At 52.1% G+C, this 17,531-nt stretch carries 18 protein-coding genes; 9 read left to right on the forward strand and 9 right to left on the reverse strand.

The genetic code is table 11. The features are described from left to right. The first annotated feature begins 751 nt into the window (after positions 1 to 751). Positions 752 to 2,707, forward strand: coding sequence for a DNA topoisomerase IV subunit B (gene parE / locus UM181_00675; protein WQC63160.1), 1,956 nt, complete (start codon positions 752 to 754; stop codon positions 2,705 to 2,707). Between the two features lie 90 nt (positions 2,708 to 2,797). On the opposite strand, the gene UM181_00680 is transcribed toward parE, so the two are convergent. The 3 genes from UM181_00680 to UM181_00690 all read right to left on the reverse strand — a co-directional run bounded on the left by UM181_00680 (position 2,798) and on the right by UM181_00690 (position 5,065). Further along, positions 2,798 to 3,217, reverse strand: a complete 420-nt coding sequence (locus tag UM181_00680; GenBank protein ID WQC63161.1) for a BLUF domain-containing protein — start codon at positions 3,215 to 3,217, stop codon at positions 2,798 to 2,800. A gap of 117 nt (positions 3,218 to 3,334) precedes the next feature. Beyond that, positions 3,335 to 4,315, reverse strand: coding sequence for an Ldh family oxidoreductase (locus UM181_00685; protein WQC63162.1), 981 nt, complete (start codon positions 4,313 to 4,315; stop codon positions 3,335 to 3,337). A gap of 33 nt (positions 4,316 to 4,348) precedes the next feature. Beyond that, complete coding sequence (locus UM181_00690; GenBank protein WQC63163.1) at positions 4,349 to 5,065, reverse strand: tyrosine-protein phosphatase; 717 nt, start codon at positions 5,063 to 5,065, stop codon at positions 4,349 to 4,351. Positions 5,066 to 5,188: 123 nt separating this feature from the next. On the opposite strand from UM181_00690, the gene UM181_00695 reads away from it, so the two are divergent. Then, positions 5,189 to 6,391 carry an aminotransferase class V-fold PLP-dependent enzyme gene (locus UM181_00695; protein ID WQC64799.1) on the forward strand — a complete coding sequence of 401 codons (1,203 nt, stop codon included), beginning with the start codon at positions 5,189 to 5,191 and terminating at the stop codon, positions 6,389 to 6,391. Here UM181_00695 and UM181_00700 read toward each other — a convergent pair. After that, entirely contained in the window at positions 6,380 to 7,492 is a 1,113-nt protein-coding gene (locus UM181_00700; GenBank protein ID WQC63164.1) for a pyridoxal phosphate-dependent aminotransferase, read from the reverse strand. The genes UM181_00695 and UM181_00700 overlap by 12 nt on opposite strands. A gap of 169 nt (positions 7,493 to 7,661) precedes the next feature. On the opposite strand from UM181_00700, the gene UM181_00705 reads away from it, so the two are divergent. The 4 genes from UM181_00705 to UM181_00720 all read left to right on the forward strand — a co-directional run bounded on the left by UM181_00705 (position 7,662) and on the right by UM181_00720 (position 11,445). After that, positions 7,662 to 8,948, forward strand: coding sequence for a lipoprotein-releasing ABC transporter permease subunit (locus tag UM181_00705; GenBank protein WQC63165.1), 1,287 nt, complete (start codon positions 7,662 to 7,664; stop codon positions 8,946 to 8,948). Continuing rightward, positions 8,941 to 9,621 carry an ABC transporter ATP-binding protein gene (locus UM181_00710; GenBank protein WQC63166.1) on the forward strand — a complete coding sequence of 227 codons (681 nt, stop codon included), beginning with the start codon at positions 8,941 to 8,943 and terminating at the stop codon, positions 9,619 to 9,621. The genes UM181_00705 and UM181_00710 overlap by 8 nt, the downstream gene beginning before the upstream one ends. 250 nt (positions 9,622 to 9,871) lie before the next feature. Next, positions 9,872 to 10,639, forward strand: a complete 768-nt coding sequence (locus UM181_00715) for a folate-binding protein (protein WQC63167.1) — start codon at positions 9,872 to 9,874, stop codon at positions 10,637 to 10,639. Positions 10,640 to 10,773: 134 nt separating this feature from the next. Then, positions 10,774 to 11,445: a hypothetical protein gene (locus tag UM181_00720; GenBank protein ID WQC63168.1), complete on the forward strand. Its 672-nt coding sequence runs from the start codon at positions 10,774 to 10,776 to the stop codon at positions 11,443 to 11,445. Between the two features lie 7 nt (positions 11,446 to 11,452). Here UM181_00720 and efp read toward each other — a convergent pair whose 3' ends face one another. Then, positions 11,453 to 12,016: an elongation factor P gene (gene efp, locus UM181_00725; GenBank protein WQC63169.1), complete on the reverse strand. Its 564-nt coding sequence runs from the start codon at positions 12,014 to 12,016 to the stop codon at positions 11,453 to 11,455. Between the two features lie 212 nt (positions 12,017 to 12,228). Between efp and UM181_00730 the strand changes: the two genes are divergently transcribed. Continuing rightward, positions 12,229 to 12,549: a DUF6280 family protein gene (locus UM181_00730; protein WQC63170.1), complete on the forward strand. Its 321-nt coding sequence runs from the start codon at positions 12,229 to 12,231 to the stop codon at positions 12,547 to 12,549. Positions 12,550 to 12,641: 92 nt separating this feature from the next. Here UM181_00730 and UM181_00735 read toward each other — a convergent pair whose 3' ends face one another. From UM181_00735 to UM181_00750, 4 genes are all read right to left on the reverse strand, one after another. Continuing rightward, positions 12,642 to 13,181 (reverse strand): hypothetical protein, encoded by a 540-nt coding sequence (locus tag UM181_00735; GenBank protein WQC63171.1) that lies wholly within the window; start codon positions 13,179 to 13,181, stop codon positions 12,642 to 12,644. Positions 13,182 to 13,295: 114 nt separating this feature from the next. Next, positions 13,296 to 14,687: a TolC family outer membrane protein gene (locus UM181_00740; GenBank protein WQC63172.1), complete on the reverse strand. Its 1,392-nt coding sequence runs from the start codon at positions 14,685 to 14,687 to the stop codon at positions 13,296 to 13,298. 67 nt (positions 14,688 to 14,754) lie between these two features. Next, on the reverse strand, positions 14,755 to 15,408 hold the full coding sequence (locus UM181_00745) for a protein-L-isoaspartate O-methyltransferase (protein ID WQC63173.1): 654 nt from the start codon (positions 15,406 to 15,408) through the stop codon (positions 14,755 to 14,757). A 12-nt stretch (positions 15,409 to 15,420) separates the two neighbouring features. Beyond that, positions 15,421 to 15,582: a hypothetical protein gene (locus UM181_00750; GenBank protein ID WQC63174.1), complete on the reverse strand. Its 162-nt coding sequence runs from the start codon at positions 15,580 to 15,582 to the stop codon at positions 15,421 to 15,423. A gap of 126 nt (positions 15,583 to 15,708) precedes the next feature. Between UM181_00750 and UM181_00755 the strand changes: the two genes are divergently transcribed. Both UM181_00755 and UM181_00760 read left to right on the forward strand, forming a co-directional pair. Continuing rightward, positions 15,709 to 16,635, forward strand: a complete 927-nt coding sequence (locus UM181_00755) for a 2-dehydropantoate 2-reductase (protein ID WQC63175.1) — start codon at positions 15,709 to 15,711, stop codon at positions 16,633 to 16,635. A gap of 4 nt (positions 16,636 to 16,639) precedes the next feature. Then, the gene (locus UM181_00760; GenBank protein WQC63176.1) at positions 16,640 to 17,485 is read left to right on the forward strand and encodes a fumarylacetoacetate hydrolase family protein; all 846 of its coding nucleotides are present in this window, start codon (positions 16,640 to 16,642) and stop codon (positions 17,483 to 17,485) included. Positions 17,486 to 17,531 lie beyond the last annotated feature (46 nt).

Here is a 17,531-nt window from a genome sequence, read left to right on the forward strand (position 1 = left end):
CCGCAGCAGCAAGCTTTAAATCGCCACCCGCGTCAGGCAGCCTTCAGACGCAGCGATTGCCCGCTTGTAAAAGAACAATACCCAAAGCTATGACGCAAAATTTCTGAAATATTTCACCAGGCAAGTTTTCAAGGCAGATTCTCAAGACAGGTCAAATTTGCAAGGCCGATGTAGCCCAAACAGGGAGACAATTTGTATTTATTCTCTGTTTGGGCCACGACACAACCGGCAAGGTGAGCGAAATACCGGCCGCCATTACTCGCCCTGCCTTGCTCTTCCCGCCATGAAGAGCCTGCAACACCAATATGCTCTCTCATTCAAATATTGAGGGAGGATTAATCAGAATGCGCCACAAAGCTGAGTAGTTATATACCTTTACCATCTGTTAAAAGGCACATTTGTCTTTTGTTTGAAACCTCAAAATATTTCTCATTATTTAACTTTATCCTGACAAATTATTATAAAAATACCAGTGAATAAAGAATAAAATCCTCAAAATATTTAAACTTTAATGATCAATAAAAAACGTTTTGACGCAAAGTAGCGTCAGGGTCGCTACAACCCGCACAATCATGTCACAAAACCGTATTATGCCAAAACTGTAACGATACAGATTTTTACCAAACCCAGCTTTCCGTGCAGCTTCCCTAAACCCCTATGCACGGAAAAGCCGACTCAATTATCTGCATGAGCTCTTTCCCTAGACCCGTCGAAATGACATAGTGTTTAAAAAAGAATAATGAGCAGTCAGATGAGTGATCTATTAAACCAAGCCCAAGGCGAGGATTATAACGCCAGTTCGATCGAGGTTTTAGAAGGTTTAGAGCCCGTTCGAAAAAGGCCCGGCATGTATATTGGCGGCACGGATGAGCGCGCTTTGCACCATCTGGTGGCCGAGGTACTCGACAATTCAATGGATGAGGCGGTCGCGGGCTATGCCAATCGCATAGATGTTGAATTACACGCGGATTATTCGATCACCATTCGGGATAATGGCCGCGGCATCCCGATTGATCCACACCCCAAATTCCCCGATAAATCAGCGCTTGAGGTGATCTTATGCACATTGCACGCGGGCGGTAAATTCAGCGGCAAAGCCTATCAAACCTCGGGTGGTCTACACGGCGTTGGTGCATCTGTTGTGAATGCGCTTTCAGACAGGATGGTTGTGCAAGTGGCGCGCAACAAAGAACTGTATGAGCAAAAATTTAGCCGCGGCCTTCCCTTAGGCCCCATTCAAAAAATTGGAGCTGCGCCAAACCGGCGCGGAACCAATGTAACCTTCCACGCAGACCCAGAGATTTTTGGCAGCCTAAAATTTAAACCTGCGCGTTTGTTCAAGTCGATGCGCTCAAAGGCTTATTTGTTCAGCGGCGTTCAAATTCGATGGAAATCAGCCATTGAAGATGGCGATACGCCCACCGAAGCCAATTTTCATTTCCCCGGCGGATTGGCCGATTACCTCTCAGAAACGTTGAACGGCGCTTCAACCTATGCCGAAAACCCGTTCGCCGGAACGGTTGATTTTCAAGAGCGCTTCGGAGTTCCCGGTAAAGTAGAATGGGCCATCAATTGGACCCCATCGCGCGACGGGTTCATCCAATCTTATTGTAACACAGTGCCAACACCAGAGGGCGGCACCCATGAAGCCGGTTTCTGGGCTGCGGTTTTGAAAGGCATTCGCGCCTATGGCGAATTGACCAATAACCGGAAAGCCAAAGAGATCACCCGCGAAGATCTGATCACCGGCGGCTGCGCCTTGGTCAGCTGCTTTATCCGCGAGCCCGAATTTGTTGGCCAAACCAAAGATCGCCTTGCCACCAATGAAGCCCAGCGGCTGGTTGAAAATTCAGTCCGCGATCATTTTGACAATTGGTTGGCGGCCGATACCAAATCGGCCGGTGCAATTCTGGATTTTCTGGTCTTGCGCGCCGAAGAGCGTATGCGCCGCCGGCAAGAAAAAGAAACGCAGCGCAAAACCGCCACCAAAAAACTGCGGCTACCGGGCAAGTTGGTGGATTGTTCTGCGACCAACCGGGCCGGCACCGAGCTGTTCTTGGTCGAAGGGGACAGCGCCGGCGGATCGGCCAAAATGGCCCGCGACCGCAAAACCCAAGCCCTGCTGCCATTGCGCGGTAAAATTCTGAATGTTCTGGGGGCCGCCAGCAATAAAATTGGCACAAACCAAGAGATTAACGATCTTTCCCAAGCGCTGGGGGTGGGGCTGGGCACCCGCTTTAATCTGGACGATCTGCGGTATGATAAAGTGATTATCATGACCGATGCAGATGTAGATGGAGCCCATATCGCGGCCCTGTTGATGACGTTTTTCTTCACGCAAATGCGTCCGATGATCGACAGTGGCCATCTTTATCTGGCCTGCCCGCCGCTTTACCGCCTAACGCAAGGGGCGGTGCGCGTATATTGCGAGGATGAAGTTGAACGCAATCATTGGCTTGAAAAGGGCCTTGGCGGCAAAGGCAAAATTGACGTGAGCCGCTTTAAGGGGCTTGGTGAAATGGATGCCAAAGACCTCAAAGAAACCACGATGGACCCCAAAAGCCGGAAATTGATCCGCGTCAATATTGATGAAGATGAACCTGGCGAAACGGGCAATTTGGTGGAACAATTGATGGGCAAAAAGCCTGAATTGCGGTTTCAATATATCCAAGAAAATGCAAAATTTGTAGAAGAGCTTGACGTTTAACGAAAGGATCTCCCCGGGCCAATCATAACAGCCCAAGCGCATCCAATTGTTCAAATTCCAAATGCAAAGCAGCCAGCGTCACGTCACCGGTCAGAGCAATTCTTTTGCATGGCGCAAAAAAAGTGCAAACGCCTCGCTGGCAGAGACGTTTTCCAAAGCCCCATCCGCGATTTCTTCGCGGCTCCACATCCAGCTACGCACTGGGTCATCGCGCATCGCCCAATCAGGAAAAAGCCGCGCTTGCGCTCCACCTTCGGCCAAAAGCGTGATCTCAACATGCCGATCATCGCGGCGGATATTTTGATAAATACGATCAATTTCAGAAGCAGGGCCCTCTAAAAACTGTAAATATAAGTCTGATCGGCAAATCAGCGCGCCAGTGATTTGAAACCGTTGATTATTGGTTTTGGCGGTCACCAAGATTCCGTTTAAAACGCTTTGATCAAAGCCAAATGGCTTTGATGCATAAATCAAATACTTCAGGTTTTGCTGGGTTTTATCGCGTGCCAAAAACAATCGCCTTTCTTATTTCTTAGAAGCTATCTGTAAAAGCCATGAAATCCAAACCGAAAGGAACCCCTAAAAAAGGCCAAGGGCATTCCCCATCCGTGCGGATCCCAAAAACAGCTAACCTGCGGCCAATCCAAGGCTCAAAGCCCAGAGTGCCTCGGGAATATCGACCGTCTGGTTTGGCTTTTTATTCTGCCCGGGCAAGCGCGTTCCCGGCTCTTGGGCCACAATCTCGGCCAACGCCTCTAGCCGTTCGGAAAACGCATGGCCTTGGCCCGGATCAATCACAATATAATATTGACCCAAATCATGCGGCGCGCCATCAGCAGCCTTAAGCGGCTTTACATCGCGCGACAAAATTCCGCCTGCCATGCCAGCGGCCAATAATTCGCCCATTACGCCAAAGCCCCAGCCCTTATAGCCGCCAATAGACACCAAAGATCCCGCCAATGCGGCATCCGGATCCGTTGTCGGATGCCCGTCGCTATCCAAGGCCCAACCCAATGGAATTTTTTCACCCGCCGCCTTTGCCATGGTGATCTTGCCCAAAGCCACAACCGTGGTTGATTGGTCAAATTGCAAGGCCACACCGCCTTGGCCATCGGGCACAGAAAACGCAATTGGGTTGGTGCCAATGGTGCGGGCCTTACCACCGGGGGGGGCGACGATGGGCGAGGCATTTGTAAACCCAAGACCAATCATCCCATGCTCGGCAATTTGCTGGGTAAAATAGCCCAAAGACGTACATGTATGCGCATGACCTATCCCCAAGCTGACCACGCCGTTTTGCCTCGCTGCCGCAAGCGCCGCGGGCAATCCGGCGGCAAAAGCAGGCTGCGCAAAGCCGAATTTCGCATCCACATGCACCACGCCAGGTTTTGGCTGGCTAACCGCGGGGGTCACATCGCCGCGCACGCGGCCGCTTTGTAGCTGGACGCAATAACTTTCAAGATAATAGAGGCCACATATACGGTTGCCCACGCTTTCCGCTTGCGCCACAGCGCGCGCAACATGCAGCGCAATCGATTCATCCGCCCCATGTTTGATCAAGGCAGTTTTGGCCGTGGTTGCAATGTCATCAATCGATATTTTTGGCATAAAGCCTCCTAGTCTTTTCGTGCTGAGATTGCGTTATGGTGACTGCGCAATAAGGTCCAGCGTTTCTGAAAGCGGCCGCCGCAGATTAAACCCCTGTTGAAGCAGCTTTTGATGATATTCTCTTCGGATCCAATCTTCAAAATCAATAGGATGCTGTTCAACCCGCGCTTCATAAACCGCCAAAATGTAATCAAGCACACCGGTGGCTGTGAAATCCAGGTGAATATAACGTAACCCCAGCTGCTTTTTTGCATCTGCAACCGGGCGCCCCTCGCAGACCATCAAATACATTGCCGCCGTAAACCCGGCGCGATCTGCACCAGATTTACAATGAAATAAAAGCGGTTTGGGCAGCGTTTTAAACGCGTCAATGGCAGCCAGAATCGCCTCGCGCGCGGGTGCATCACGCGCCCAAAGCTTTCGAGAGACCAATGTCAGGTCCAATTTCTCGCAGGCCCATAATTCATAAAGAAAATGGGCATAACTATCTTCACCGCGCAGGTTTAAAACAGATTTACCACCCATTTTCTTGAAGTCTTCCAAACGTCGTTCAGTGGGTTGATTGGATCGGTAAACACCGGGTGCAACTTCAAAAAAATTGGTCCAAAACGTACGCAATATGGCATGGTCAAACCAATAGTAATCAACCCGCGCCCAAAAGTTATCCTGCGTTGGAGATAAATTGGCCGCATAGGCGCGGCGCAACCGCTGATGCGAGGCTTTCAGCCGCTGAGCAATCTTTTTCAGCATTAAGGTCCCTTTTCACGCAAGTTGCCGAGGTGTAGATCGTCTGCGCCAGAGTGACAAGTCAAACCATGGATTGACCTTATCCGTCAAACAATTACCTATGAAGAAAACGATGAGATGAAACCAATGACATTATCCCAAGGCCGCGGCTATCTTGCAATTCCAGGGCCCTCCGTGATCCCCGATGCGGTGCTTCAAGCGATGCATCAAGCCGCGCCTAATATTTACGAAGGACCTCTAATCGATCTGACAAAAAGCATTGTTGAGGATCTGAAATGGGCGGCCTGCAGCACCCAGCATGTGGCGATTTATATTGCCAATGGCCATGGCGCATGGGAGGCGGCTTTGGCCAATATCGCCGAGCCTGGGGATAAGGTGCTGGTGGCGGCAACGGGCCGTTTCGGGCATGGTTGGGCCGAGATGGCGCGCCGCATGGGAATTGGCGTAGAGTTGATCGATTTCGGAATGCAAAGCATGGCAGAGCCAGCCCAAATTGCGCAGGCTCTCAAAGACGATCGCGACCGGCAGATCAAAGCCGTGTTGATCTGCCATGTCGATACTTCAACTTCCGTGCGCAATGATATTTTGCAGATACGACAAGCGATGGATGCGGTAGACCACCCTGCCCTATTGGCGGTGGATTGTATCGCGTCTTTGGCCTGTGATAGATTTGAATTTGATGCTTGGGGCGTTGATGTGATGGTGGCGGGCTGCCAAAAAGGATTGATGGTGCCGCCGGGCCTGTCTTTCGTGTTTTTCAGCGATCAAGCCGCAAAACGTCAAAAGGCTTTGCGCCAAGTCAGTTCTTATTGGGATTGGGCACCGCGCGTTGCCCCGCAATTATTCTACGAATATTTCTGCGGCACAGCGCCCACCCATCATCTATTCGGATTGCGCATCGCGCTTGATATGTTGAAAGCTGAAGGTCTGCCGCATATTTGGGCGCGCCATGAAACCTTGGCGCAAGCGATTTGGAGCGCGGTTGATATTTGGGGGCAAGCGGGGGGAACGATGGCCCTGAATATCGCAGATCCCGCGCAGCGCAGCCATGCTGTCACGGCCATGCATCTGGGGGTGCCCGCCACGCAAAATCTTCGGCAATGGCTTGAACAAAACGCAGGGGTTACGGTGGGCATCGGTTTGGGCATGTCAACGCCCACGGATCCAGACGGAAAGGGGTTTTTCCGCTTTGGCCATATGGGCCATGTCAATGCACAAATGATTATGGCGCTCTTGGGCAGCGTTGAAGCAGGGTTATGCGCCCTGTCTCTGCCGCATGGAGCAGGGGCGCTAGAGGCTGCTGCCCGGGTGATTGGCTCAGCCCGCTGAAGCAGCGGCGGCCAAAGCTTTAGGCAGCGCGCGGCGCAGCAAATCCATATCTTCTGACCGGCCTGCACTAACGCGAATGCAACGGTTTTGCGGGGCGACAAATGGCATGCGCACGAACAGGCCGGCCTGCACCAAATGCGCCAAAACAGCCTGGGCAAACACCCCGTCGCGCCCGCAATCAATGGCCATGAAATTGGTGGCTGATTCAACGGTGCTCAGCCCATTTTCGTCAGCAATACGCGCAATTTCTTGTTTCGACGCCTCGACTTTGTCGCGTACAGAAAGCAGCCAAGCCTGATCGTTCAACGCCGCCTCGGCGGCGCTTTGCGCCGCGCGGTTCATGCCAAAATGATTGCGGATTTTTTCAAATTGACCAATCAAGTCTTGCGCACCAAGCGCATAGCCGACCCGCGCGCCCGCCAAACCATAGCCTTTTGAAAAGGTGCGCATGCGGATGATACGCGGATCGTCTATCGCGACCTGCACCGCCGTACCATCAGGAGCAAACTCGATATACGCTTCATCCAAGATCAGCAATGTTTCCATCGGAAGGCGGGCCAAACATTCCATAATGAAAGCGCCGCTATGCCATGTGCCCATCGGATTGTCCGGATTGGCAAAATACACCAATTTAGCCCCAACGCGGCCAGCTTCTTCCAACAACGCCGGCAGATCTTCAGCATCCTCTTTATAAGGCACTTTATGCAAAACCCCGCCGAACCCGCTGACGTGGTAATTAAAAGTTGGATAAGCACCATCCGAGGTCACCACAGCATCGCCCGGGCCGATCACCATACGCGCTAGATAACCCAAAAGCCCATCTATCCCTTCACCCACCACAATATTCTCAGGGCTGACTTTATGATGGCGCGCCAAAGCCCGCCGCAATTCAAAACTGGTCGGATCTCCATATTTCCAAATCTCGGCGCTCGCGCTTTGCAGCGCGGCGATGGCCTTCGGAGATGGCCCAAACACGCTTTCATTGGCGCCAAGGCGCGCATCGAACGCACTTCCACGCGCACGTTCTTGGGTTTCGGGGCCAACGAAAGGAACGCTTGCCGGCAATTGCGATAGCAGGGGGGTGAAACGCGCATGGGTCATACGGGCAGTTTAGGAATATTTTGTCCCAAGCATCAAGAGCACAATGACCCGCCACACCGCAAAATTAGATTTTCTGCGCCAGTGATATATTTTTTGCGAAAGCAGCAGCAAAGGTTTGTGATCTTTTGCCAAGCCGTGTACTGCTGAGGAAACCAAAAAAGAGGCTTAAGTGTCACGCAACCCCGCCCCGTTTGCCGCTTTTGAATGGATGATCGCTTGGCGCTTTTTGCGCGCGCGCCGCGCCGAGGGCGGTGTAAGCGTTATGACTTGGATCAGCCTGATCGGTATCACGCTAGCCGTATTTGCGCTGATCGCCACATTGGCGGTGCGCTCCGGCTTTCGCAGCGAGCTGGTCGATACTATTTTAGGCGCCAATGCCCATATCACGGTGTATCAGCTTCCCATTGCCAATGAAGCGGGCCAGTTGGACCGTAAAATTTACGACTATCAAGACATGGCCGATCGATTGCGCGCGCTTGCAAGCGTGTCGCGCGCCGCGCCATTGGTCAAAGGCCAAGTGATGGCAAGCTTTGGCGGCAAGAACACCGGTGTTCAAGTGTTTGGCTTATCCCCAAAGGATCTGAACACCTTGCCCCGCATCGCGGCCCCCGAAAACTTTCAAGGCACGATAGAAGATTTTGACCGCGGCATCGCGATTGGATCAGGCGTCGCGCGGCTTTTAAACGCCCGCTTGGGCGATAGCGTAAAGCTTATTTCGCCCGATGGTGTCAAAACGGCCTTTGGAACCAGCCCGCGGGTCAAAAGCTATCCGATCACCTATATCTTCACGGCAGGACGCTATGATATTGATAAGACGCGCCTTTATATGCCGTTTTCAGAGGCTCAAGCCTATTTCAATACGGAAGGCGCGGCAGATGAAATCGAGGTGATGGTCACAAATCCAGAACAGATAGAAGCCTTGATCCCCGATTTGTTGCACGCCGCAGGCCCCCGCGCGCAGCTTTGGAGCTGGAAGGAGGCATCGGGCAATTTCCTGCGCGCCTTGCAAATTGAAGATAATGTGATGTTCATTATTATGTCGATCTTGGTGTTGATTGCAGCAATGAATATTATCTCTGGCCTTGTGATGCTGGTAAAAAACAAAGGCCGTGATATCGGAATATTGCGTACGATGGGGCTAAGTGAAGGGGCGATCATGCGCATCTTCTTCATTTGCGGCGCCGGAACCGGGTTGATCGGCACGGGCTTTGGCGTGATTTTAGGATGCCTGTTTGCGATCTATATCGACACGATTTTTTCTCTGGTCAACTATCTGGCTGGCGGCGGCGTTTGGGATCCAAGCATCCGCGGCCTTTACACGATCCCCGCGGAATTATACCTTTCGGATGTTTTATCGGCCATCGGGCTTTCTTTGGGCCTTAGCTTTTTCATCACCCTGTTTCCCGCCCGCAGAGCGGCGCGTTTAAACCCTGTGGAAGCGCTTCGCTATGAGTGATGCAATATTGGAATTAAAGGATTTGAAGAAATCCTATAACCAAAATAAATCCAATCAGATTGACGTGCTTTTGGGGGCCAATCTGCTGCTCAAAAAGGGCGAAGTTGTGGCGCTGACCGCACCTTCAGGGGCGGGAAAATCCACATTGCTGCATATCGCAGGGCTTTTGGATCAAGCCGATACTGGGGATGTGCTGGTGGCGGGGCAAAATCTGGCGGGCGTATCGGATCGCCGCCGCACGATCATTCGCCGCCGCGATATTGGATTTATTTACCAATTCCACCATTTGCTGCCTGAATTTTCCGCAGCCGAGAATATTATGTTGCCACAAATGGCGGATGGACAGCGAAAATCTGCGGCCAAAACCCGCGCTTTGCACTTATTAGAGGCCGTAGGATTGCTAAACCGCGCCCAACATCGGCCCGCCGAATTGTCAGGGGGCGAGCAACAGCGCGTTGCGTTTTGCCGAGCTTTGGCAAATAACCCAAAATTGTTATTGGCCGATGAGCCAACCGGAAATCTGGATCAAGCCACATCTGAGCAAGTATTTGACGCATTATTAAGCATCGTGCGCCAAACCGGGCTATCAGCGCTGATCGCAACGCATAACCCAGCGCTGGCATCGCGCATGGATCGCACCATCACTTTGGAACAGGGGCGGTTGCGGGGCTAAAACTGATGGCGCTAAGCCTTACTCCCCTTCACAATTGGTATCGAATTAATGCGATGCCAGAAAAAGTAGATGTGGCCGGCTTGTCGTCATGGATATGTTTTAAACGGTGTTCAAAAAATCAGTTATGCCTGTGCCGCTAAAAACAACATGAAGGCAATCAGGGCTCTTTTACGCCCGGTAACATCAGGCAAAACCTGGTTTCGCTTTCCGACGCGGCGCCTTATATTGCAACCAATTTGGAGGCCCTACCATGCTAGCAGAAAAACACCTCGATGCGCGTTGCATTATTCGGATTTCGGGAAAAGACAATCGCAGCTTCTTGCAGGGATTGATCACCAATGACATCCATAAAACCGACCACGGTCTGGTCTATGCGGCATTGCTCAGCGCCCAAGGGAAATTTCAATATGATTTCTTTCTATTCGCGGATGGCGAAGATGTGATGATGGATATTGATGAAGAGATGGCGGGCGCGTTGCAAAAAAAGTTGATGCTATACCGCTTACGCGCTGACGTTCACCTTGAGAAAACAGATTTGAGCGTGGTGCGCGGCGTGGAGAGGGCGCCTGAGGGCGCGCTGCAAGACCCGCGCCACCCCAAGATGGGCTGGCGGCTTTACGGTCAAGACTTGCCCCCAGAAATGCCATTTGATTGGCAGGCCCATCGCATTCGCTTGGGCATTCCCCAAGCCCCCAGCGAATTAACACCCGATAGCTATATTTTGGAAATGGGGTTCGAACAGATGAACGGCGTTGATTTCAAAAAGGGCTGTTATGTCGGACAAGAAATCATCGCAAGAATGAAACATAAAACCCAATTGCGCAAAGGATTGCGCCGCGTCACCTGCGCCGAAGCGGTTGCACCTCACACCCCAATTCTTTCCAAAGGCAAAGAGGTCGGGTTTATCGGAGCCCAAAGCGGCACTGAGGCCTTAGCCTATCTGCGCTTTGACCGCATCAGCGATGAAATGACCGCGGCCGGCGTGCCCGTCATGGTTTTAGATCGCTCAGAGGAGTGAAGATTTAGTGTTTTATACACATCTCAATTACCATCTGCGCGACCGCCCGATGTGCTGGCGCCCGCGTCACAAGCCTCTATCCGAACAGATGCAGCCGCTACCTCCAGATCGCCTGAAGAGATAGGCTGTATATCATGCCGATCACCTTCAAATTTTTAACCGTAAAATCGATTCCGCGCTTGTGGTGGAGCGCCCCGCGCGCCTTAACCTTGCGCCCGCCCTTCAGATCATTTCTGGGTCTGGTCTTCGGATTGATCCTTTTTGGCTTGGGAGAGGCGCTTTTGGTGGCGGCGGGAATCGGCGTCAGCCCTTGGACGGTTTTGGCCGAGGGGGTCGCCAAAACCGCTGGCCTCAGCCTTGGCATCACAACCTTCCTGATCAGTCTCAGCGTTTTAATTTTATGGGTTCCGCTGCGCCAAACACCCGGCCTTGGCACGCTGCTCAATGCCTTGATAGTCGCCTTTATGTTGGATTTTTTATTGCCGTATCTGCCAAGGTCTGAAGATTTTCTACCGCAGATTTTTCTAGCACTTCTGGGTGTCTTCACCACTGGGCTAGGGGGCGCCATCTATCTTATTGCAAATTTAGGCCCCGGCCCCCGCGACGGTTTAATGACCGGGCTCCAAGCGCTAAGTGGCCGCCCTTTGGCCTTGGTGCGCAGCGCCTTAGAGATGACGGTGGTTCTTGCAGGCTTTGCCCTTGGCGGCACGCTTGGCCTTGGAACGCTGTTTTTTGCCTTTGGCATCGGTCCGGCGATCGCATTCTGTCTCAGCGTGCTATCGCATCTCTTCAGGCAGCGTAAATGACAGCGGCTTAGGCGCGTTCGGAATATTCCATCAGCTCTGTATTCACCACGATATTTTCATCCTGTGCAATAAACGGCGGTACCATCACTTTCACGCCATTATCCAAGATAGCAGGTTTGAAACTATTTGCCGCTGTTTGACCTTTGACCACCGGTTCTGTTTCAGCGACTTGGCACACCACTTTTTGCGGTAGCGAAGCATTTAGCGCTTCTTCTTCGTAAAATTCAACCACGATTGTCATGCCATCTTGCAAAAACGGCCGCCGCTCACCCAAAAGCTCGGCGGGAAGTTCGATCTGGTCAAAGGTTTCGGCATCCATAAACACAAGCATGCCATCGCTTTCATAGAGAAACTGCTGGTCTTTTTGCTCAAGCCGGACCTTTTCAACCTTGTCAGCGCTGCGAAAACGCTCGTTAAGTTTTGAGCCGTTGCGCAAATTGCGCATTTCAACCTGAGCAAATGCACCGCCTTTGCCCGGCTTCACATGATCGACTTTTACGGCGGCCCATAGCCCCCCCTCATGCTCTAAAACATTACCTGGGCGAATTTCATTACCATTTATTTTGGGCATCACACACCTGATATAAAGAAGTTGAATTTAAGCTTTGCCCCCCTATATCCACGGTACAGGGGCTTGGCAACCTATTCAAAGAGACGGTATTGAATCGCAAGGCATGCACAGAGCGCATGGGAGATATGCAAAATAAAGCTACCCGAATCGGTTCAAATAGGTCATAAGCAACGCCACGTCAAAAATACAAGAGCAAGAATAAAGGACGCGAAATGAAAGATTTTGTGGACGCAACAGCGTTTAACAGCGAGCAAGGCAACCGGGCCCGCAAATTATTTGCAGCTGTGGTTTTGGCTGCTCTCGATGATGCGATTGCCGATGATAAGAAATATGGCAATGGTCCAGAGCAGATTGCCCGTTGGGCCCGTTCGCGCGATGGGCGCGAAGTACTGTCATGCGCTGGGATTGACCCGAATGAGCGCGTGGTGAGCGGTTTGATGGAATTTGTCGGCAAAGGCGTCAGAACCTCTGTTGCGCTATCACGCGAAGAAAGCGAACGCCGCAACGCAGCCGAGCAAGCAGAAGCCGCCTAAACACTACTGGCATGAATTAGATTTTAGGCGTTAGGTCTGCGGATCTGGCGCCTTTTTTTATAAATGACCCCCGGGTTTTTATCCGCGTGCTCTTATCCGTCACTGGCTTTCAACGCGGCGCGCACCTCATGCTGAACCAAGTTGCGCACATTCTTAGTAATTTTTTCGCCCAGCACACCCCGCAACTCACGCCGAATGATTTCAGAAATCATCAGTTCAAGATCTTCGTTATCCATTTGCAACAGGCTATCCGTGCTCTGTGTCGCGCTTGAATTTTCCGGTGTTCTTCGTCTGTGATCGCGCGCATGCAGTGGCATGGCAGAAGAAAAGGTTGAAATCTCGGGGCCGTCATCAGCCAGAATACTTTTTTGTACCTCGGGCTCTGAGCCAGCACCCAAATCGATTAAATCTTCCAGTTTTGCGACTTTATCTTTTAAACTTAGCGTGCGCACAATGCGCTCGACAGCCGGCTCATGTCCGCCTGCATTGATCCGCAGGGACGGGTCTAAAAACAACCTTTCGGCTTTTTTCTGCAGAACCGGATCCGCAGCTTCACTTTCTTCATCCGCAATCAGTTGCTTAAGCGATACCAACAGGTCGCTCAGATTCGCTTGTGAAACAGGTCCGTCCATCCAGATCGCCTTTACCAGTCTTCACAAAAATATAACGTTGATAGAGTTTACGCACAAGTGAAAGGCAGAAACTGCCGCATAATCACCCTACGCAAGGCGCGCTGCGTATTTAATTCAGGGCGAAAGCGCCTTTAAAACACGATCCAGTTTGCTGCCCCGCGCGCTGCGTTTGGTAGGGGCAGATTTCACCAAATTATAATATTCGGCCGGATCAAATTTTTGCACTGGAAGATTTAACGATTCTGCCGTGAGCTGACCCATACGCATCAACACACGGTATCCGGCGATCACCTCATCGGTAAGTGAGGTCACACGGTCTGCTTTGGCATCTAATAATTCTTGTTCTGCATTCAACACATCCAGCGTGGTGCGCGCGCCCACAGCAGCCTCTTCACGCACGCCTTCAAACGCCACCACCGCGGCACGAATTTGCTCATCGGTTGCCGCGCGGCTCGCACGGGCCATCTGCAACAGAGCAAACGCACTTCCCGCCTGTTGCTCAATCTTGGCTTTTGTCACGTAAAGACCGGCCCGCTGCGCATCACGCCGCGCTTTGGCTTGGCGCACCAAAGCCGACAACCTTCCACCAGAGTAAATCGGACCAGAAGCAGAGACGCCAAAAGAATTTGAATTTGAAAAATTATCCCCTTCGCTGTCTGAATAGCCCAGCGAGCCTGAAAGCTTTACCGTCATGCCCGTGCCTGCTTCTGCGCGCAGCACGTTTAACTCGGCTTGCTTGATATCATGCTGCAGCGCGATCAGTTCGGGATGCGCCCGCAACGCCTTTGCTTTTACCTCAGAGGCTTTGCGCGGAAGATTAGGCGCCTTTTTGGGCGCCGATAATTTTCCCGGCGCCGCGCCGACAGCTTGTTTATAAGATTCTTTTGCCTGAACCAAATTTGCCTGCGCAGCGGCCAGAGCGCTGGTTGACGCAGCCAAGCGTGCTTCGGCAAAAGCGACATCCGTCTTGGTAATTTCACCCACGTCAAACCGATCCTGCGCAGCCCTCAATTCCTCTTTAATCACGCGCATATTATTTTTACGCAGGCCCACGATTTCAATATCGCGGCGCACTTTTACAAAAGCCTCAATCGCTGAAAACAACACTTGTTGTTCAACCAAAATAAGCGACTGGCGCGTTGAAAGCACCGCTTCCTTCGCGGCGTCTATAGCAAGTTTATTTTGCCCACCATCATAGACTGTCAACGCCGCTGTCACATCAAGGTTTGCGGAATTCGTGGATATACCCGACGTGGTATTTAGAGGCGCGGTGTTTCTGGAACCAAACTGTCGTTGCAAGCTCGAACTCCAGCTCAGCACTGGCTTTAAGGCCGCAGCCGCCACCGCTACATCTTCATCTGCCGCGCGCAGCAGAGCGCGGTTTTGCGTGAGAAGGCCCTTGTTATTATAGGCATCCACGAGGGTTTGTTGCAGGCTTCCAGCCCCTACAGGTGCCGCCAGCACAACCGATAAAATAACCAAGCTTAGTGTTTTGAAAACTTTCATCGTGCACATCGACCCTTACAATACATAGCGACCCTGCCTGAGAAAAGTTTAGCCCAAGACGCGCGCTTTACAAGGCAAAATCACGCGCGGCCTGAAAGCCCGGCAAGAGTGGAGCGCCCGCGTTAAATAGCGCACGCCACGTCACCCGACCGTTCAATTTATACCCAATTTTGGCCGTGCCCAACGCAGCATCCGAGAAAATACACGCGATCCGTCCACCTTCTTTTAGCTGCGCTACAAGTCCTGGCGGTACCATCTCAACCGCCCCCTCAATAACGATCACATCGTAAGGACCGTGCTGCGCCGCCCCCTCAACCAGGTGTCCAAGCTGTAAAATAACGTTATCGGCCTCAGCTTCGGTGAGGGCATCTTGCGCCTCTGCAATGCGCTCGGGGGTATCTTCGAGCGCCACAACCGCCTCAGACATCCGCGCCATCACCGCGGCGGAATATCCAAGCCCAGCGCCGATATCGAGCACCAAATCTGTTTTTTGAAGGTCCAAAGCATCCAACATTTTTGCCAAACTGCGCGCTTCTAATAAAACGCGGCCATCGCCTAAACCAACATTTTCACCAATATAGGCGGCTTCGCGTTTGTCCCGCGGTACAAATAATTCCCGCTGAACGGTTAACATGGCATCGATGATCGGAAATTTGGTTACATCCGAAGGGCGGACCTGGGTATCAACCATCATCAAACGGCGGGCTGCAAAATCACTCATATTGGCGCTCTATCAATCTACATTTGCCGGCGTTTTGACATAAAGCACGCGCAGGGGCAACGGCCACATTGATTTTGAGTTTGAAAAATCACGCTTTCCGGCCAGCACTGTAGATTTCATATAGCCTTTGCCCGAGATATTGCCTTGAGCCGAAACCCAACATAAAAATCGCATCTTTATCGGTTAGAGTTGAAAAGCAACTGGACAAAGAAATCACGACCGTTACCTTCACCTCCCGAGATGACGCGGCTTGCCCAGGCAGCCGCCATCAAGCGAACAAAAAGGCCGGGGGCGCCAAATATGAAAATTGCGATTATTGGTGTGGGGGCGATGGGATCAATTTATGCCGGTATGCTTAGCGAAGCCGGGCATGAGGTATGGGCCATTGATCCCTGGGCGGCGCATGTGGCGGCGATCAACGCTGACGGCTTGCGCTTGTCAGGGGCAAGCGGTGATCGGGTTATAAACGCGCTGCGGGCCAGCGTTGATATATCGCAAGTCGGACAATGCGATATCTGCGTGATTGCCACGAAAGCCTCCGGCGTTGCTGCGGCCGCGAAAGCCATTGCCCCTGTCATCGGGCCCGATTGTCTGGTTTTAACCATTCAAAATGGCTTGGGTGCAGATCGGCGCCTTGCCCAGCATATGCCGATGCATAACGTGCTGCTCGGGGTGGCTGATGGCTTTGGTGCATCGATGAAAGGCCCCGGACACGCGCATCACAATGCGATGAAGCTTATCCGTATCGGTGAAATCACGGGCGGCATAAGCCCCCGCCTCAGCGCGCTGGAAGCGCTGTTTCAAAACGCCGGGTTCAACGCAAAAGCCTTTGAAAACATTAACACACTGATTTGGGAAAAGTTTTTGTGCAACGTCACCTTCAGCGCGCCCTGCACTGTCTATGAGCAAACCGTTGGCGCTTTGATGGAGGATCAGGATCATTGGATGGTTGCGCTGGCTGCAATGCAAGAGGCCTATCAGTTGGGGCAAGCCAAAAATATTGCGTTTAGCTTCGAAGATCCGGTGGCCTATGTAACCGCTTTTGGGGCGCAGATGCCCGATGCGCGCCCCTCAATGTTATTGGATTTCCTAGCCCAAAAACCCTCTGAGCTCGACGCGATTAATGGTATGGTTCCTGTGTTGAGCAAAGAACTGGGCCTTCCCACCCCTGTGAATGATGATTTGGTCGCCAAAGTCCGACTTAAAGAAGCCAGTTTTAAAGGTTAACGCTATGCTGCTTGCCTCTGCTTTCGTAAAGAATACCCCTGTTTATGGCGTGCTTGGGCCAAGCTTGTTTTTTCCTGCGACTGCGAATGTTCTAGGGCGCTGGCCCAGCCTAAAAGACCTGATCGCCGATGATGCGCTGGATGTTTTAAAAGCGCAACTGGAGGCGGGCATCGATTTAGAAGCGGTAACATTGCGCCAACCGATCCCCAATGCTTCAAAAATCATCTGCGTTGGGCTCAATTATCGAAAGCCCTATCCGGTTGACGGGGTCGCGCCGCCAGACCCGGAGCATATTATTCTTTTTGGAAAAGAACAAAGCAGCATGGTAGCCCATCACGAGCCGCTGCAGCCCCCCGCTGGCATGGCCGGCCAAAGCTTTGATTATGAAGGCGAGATTGCCGTGGTGATCGGCAAGCGTGCGTTTCAAATCAGCGCAGAAACGGCTTTGGACCATGTATTAGGCTATTCCGCCTTGAATGATGGCTCGGTGCGCGATTGGCAAAAGCACAGCATTTATGCCGGCAAGAACTTTTATCAGTCTGGATCTTGGGGACCGGCAATTCTTACGAAAGATCAGCTGGATGATCCGGATGAATTGCGCCTCAAAACCTTTGTGAATGGCGAATTGCGCCAAAGCTGCCGCGCCAAAGAAATGGTATTTTCAGTCGCCGCGCAAATCGCCTATCTCTCGCATCTTTTTCCGCTTGAAGCGGGAGATGTTATTGCAACCGGCTCTCCAGATGGGACGGGCGGCGCGCGCAATCCAAAAGCGTTTTTACGCCCGGGTGACCTTGTTGAGGTTCAAGTTGGCGCGCAGCTATCGCTTGAAAACCGCGTCGCAGATGCCTAACTCGGCGCGGCGCCCAGACTTGGCGATCGTATCGGGCGCGCTAGAT

The organism is Alphaproteobacteria bacterium US3C007 (genome assembly GCA_034423775.1).
Classification (GTDB): domain Bacteria; phylum Pseudomonadota; class Alphaproteobacteria; order Rhodobacterales; family Rhodobacteraceae; genus Thalassovivens; species Thalassovivens spotae.

Excerpts from the sequence above, each read along its gene's own strand:
- parE (WQC63160.1), top strand. The coding sequence starts at position 752 with ATGAGTGATCTATTAAACCAAGCCCAAGGCGAGGATTATAACGCCAGT.
- UM181_00685 (WQC63162.1), bottom strand. The coding sequence starts at position 4,315 with ATGCCAAAAATATCGATTGATGACATTGCAACCACGGCCAAAACTGCC.
- UM181_00690 (WQC63163.1), bottom strand. The coding sequence starts at position 5,065 with ATGCTGAAAAAGATTGCTCAGCGGCTGAAAGCCTCGCATCAGCGGTTG.
- UM181_00695 (WQC64799.1), top strand. The coding sequence starts at position 5,189 with ATGACATTATCCCAAGGCCGCGGCTATCTTGCAATTCCAGGGCCCTCC.
- UM181_00700 (WQC63164.1), bottom strand. The coding sequence starts at position 7,492 with ATGACCCATGCGCGTTTCACCCCCCTGCTATCGCAATTGCCGGCAAGC.
- UM181_00710 (WQC63166.1), top strand. The coding sequence starts at position 8,941 with ATGAGTGATGCAATATTGGAATTAAAGGATTTGAAGAAATCCTATAAC.
- UM181_00715 (WQC63167.1), top strand. The coding sequence starts at position 9,872 with ATGCTAGCAGAAAAACACCTCGATGCGCGTTGCATTATTCGGATTTCG.
- UM181_00720 (WQC63168.1), top strand. The coding sequence starts at position 10,774 with ATGCCGATCACCTTCAAATTTTTAACCGTAAAATCGATTCCGCGCTTG.
- efp (WQC63169.1), bottom strand. The coding sequence starts at position 12,016 with ATGCCCAAAATAAATGGTAATGAAATTCGCCCAGGTAATGTTTTAGAG.
- UM181_00730 (WQC63170.1), top strand. The coding sequence starts at position 12,229 with ATGAAAGATTTTGTGGACGCAACAGCGTTTAACAGCGAGCAAGGCAAC.
- UM181_00735 (WQC63171.1), bottom strand. The coding sequence starts at position 13,181 with ATGGACGGACCTGTTTCACAAGCGAATCTGAGCGACCTGTTGGTATCG.
- UM181_00740 (WQC63172.1), bottom strand. The coding sequence starts at position 14,687 with ATGAAAGTTTTCAAAACACTAAGCTTGGTTATTTTATCGGTTGTGCTG.
- UM181_00745 (WQC63173.1), bottom strand. The coding sequence starts at position 15,408 with ATGAGTGATTTTGCAGCCCGCCGTTTGATGATGGTTGATACCCAGGTC.
- UM181_00750 (WQC63174.1), bottom strand. The coding sequence starts at position 15,582 with ATGCGATTTTTATGTTGGGTTTCGGCTCAAGGCAATATCTCGGGCAAA.
- UM181_00755 (WQC63175.1), top strand. The coding sequence starts at position 15,709 with ATGAAAATTGCGATTATTGGTGTGGGGGCGATGGGATCAATTTATGCC.
- UM181_00760 (WQC63176.1), top strand. The coding sequence starts at position 16,640 with ATGCTGCTTGCCTCTGCTTTCGTAAAGAATACCCCTGTTTATGGCGTG.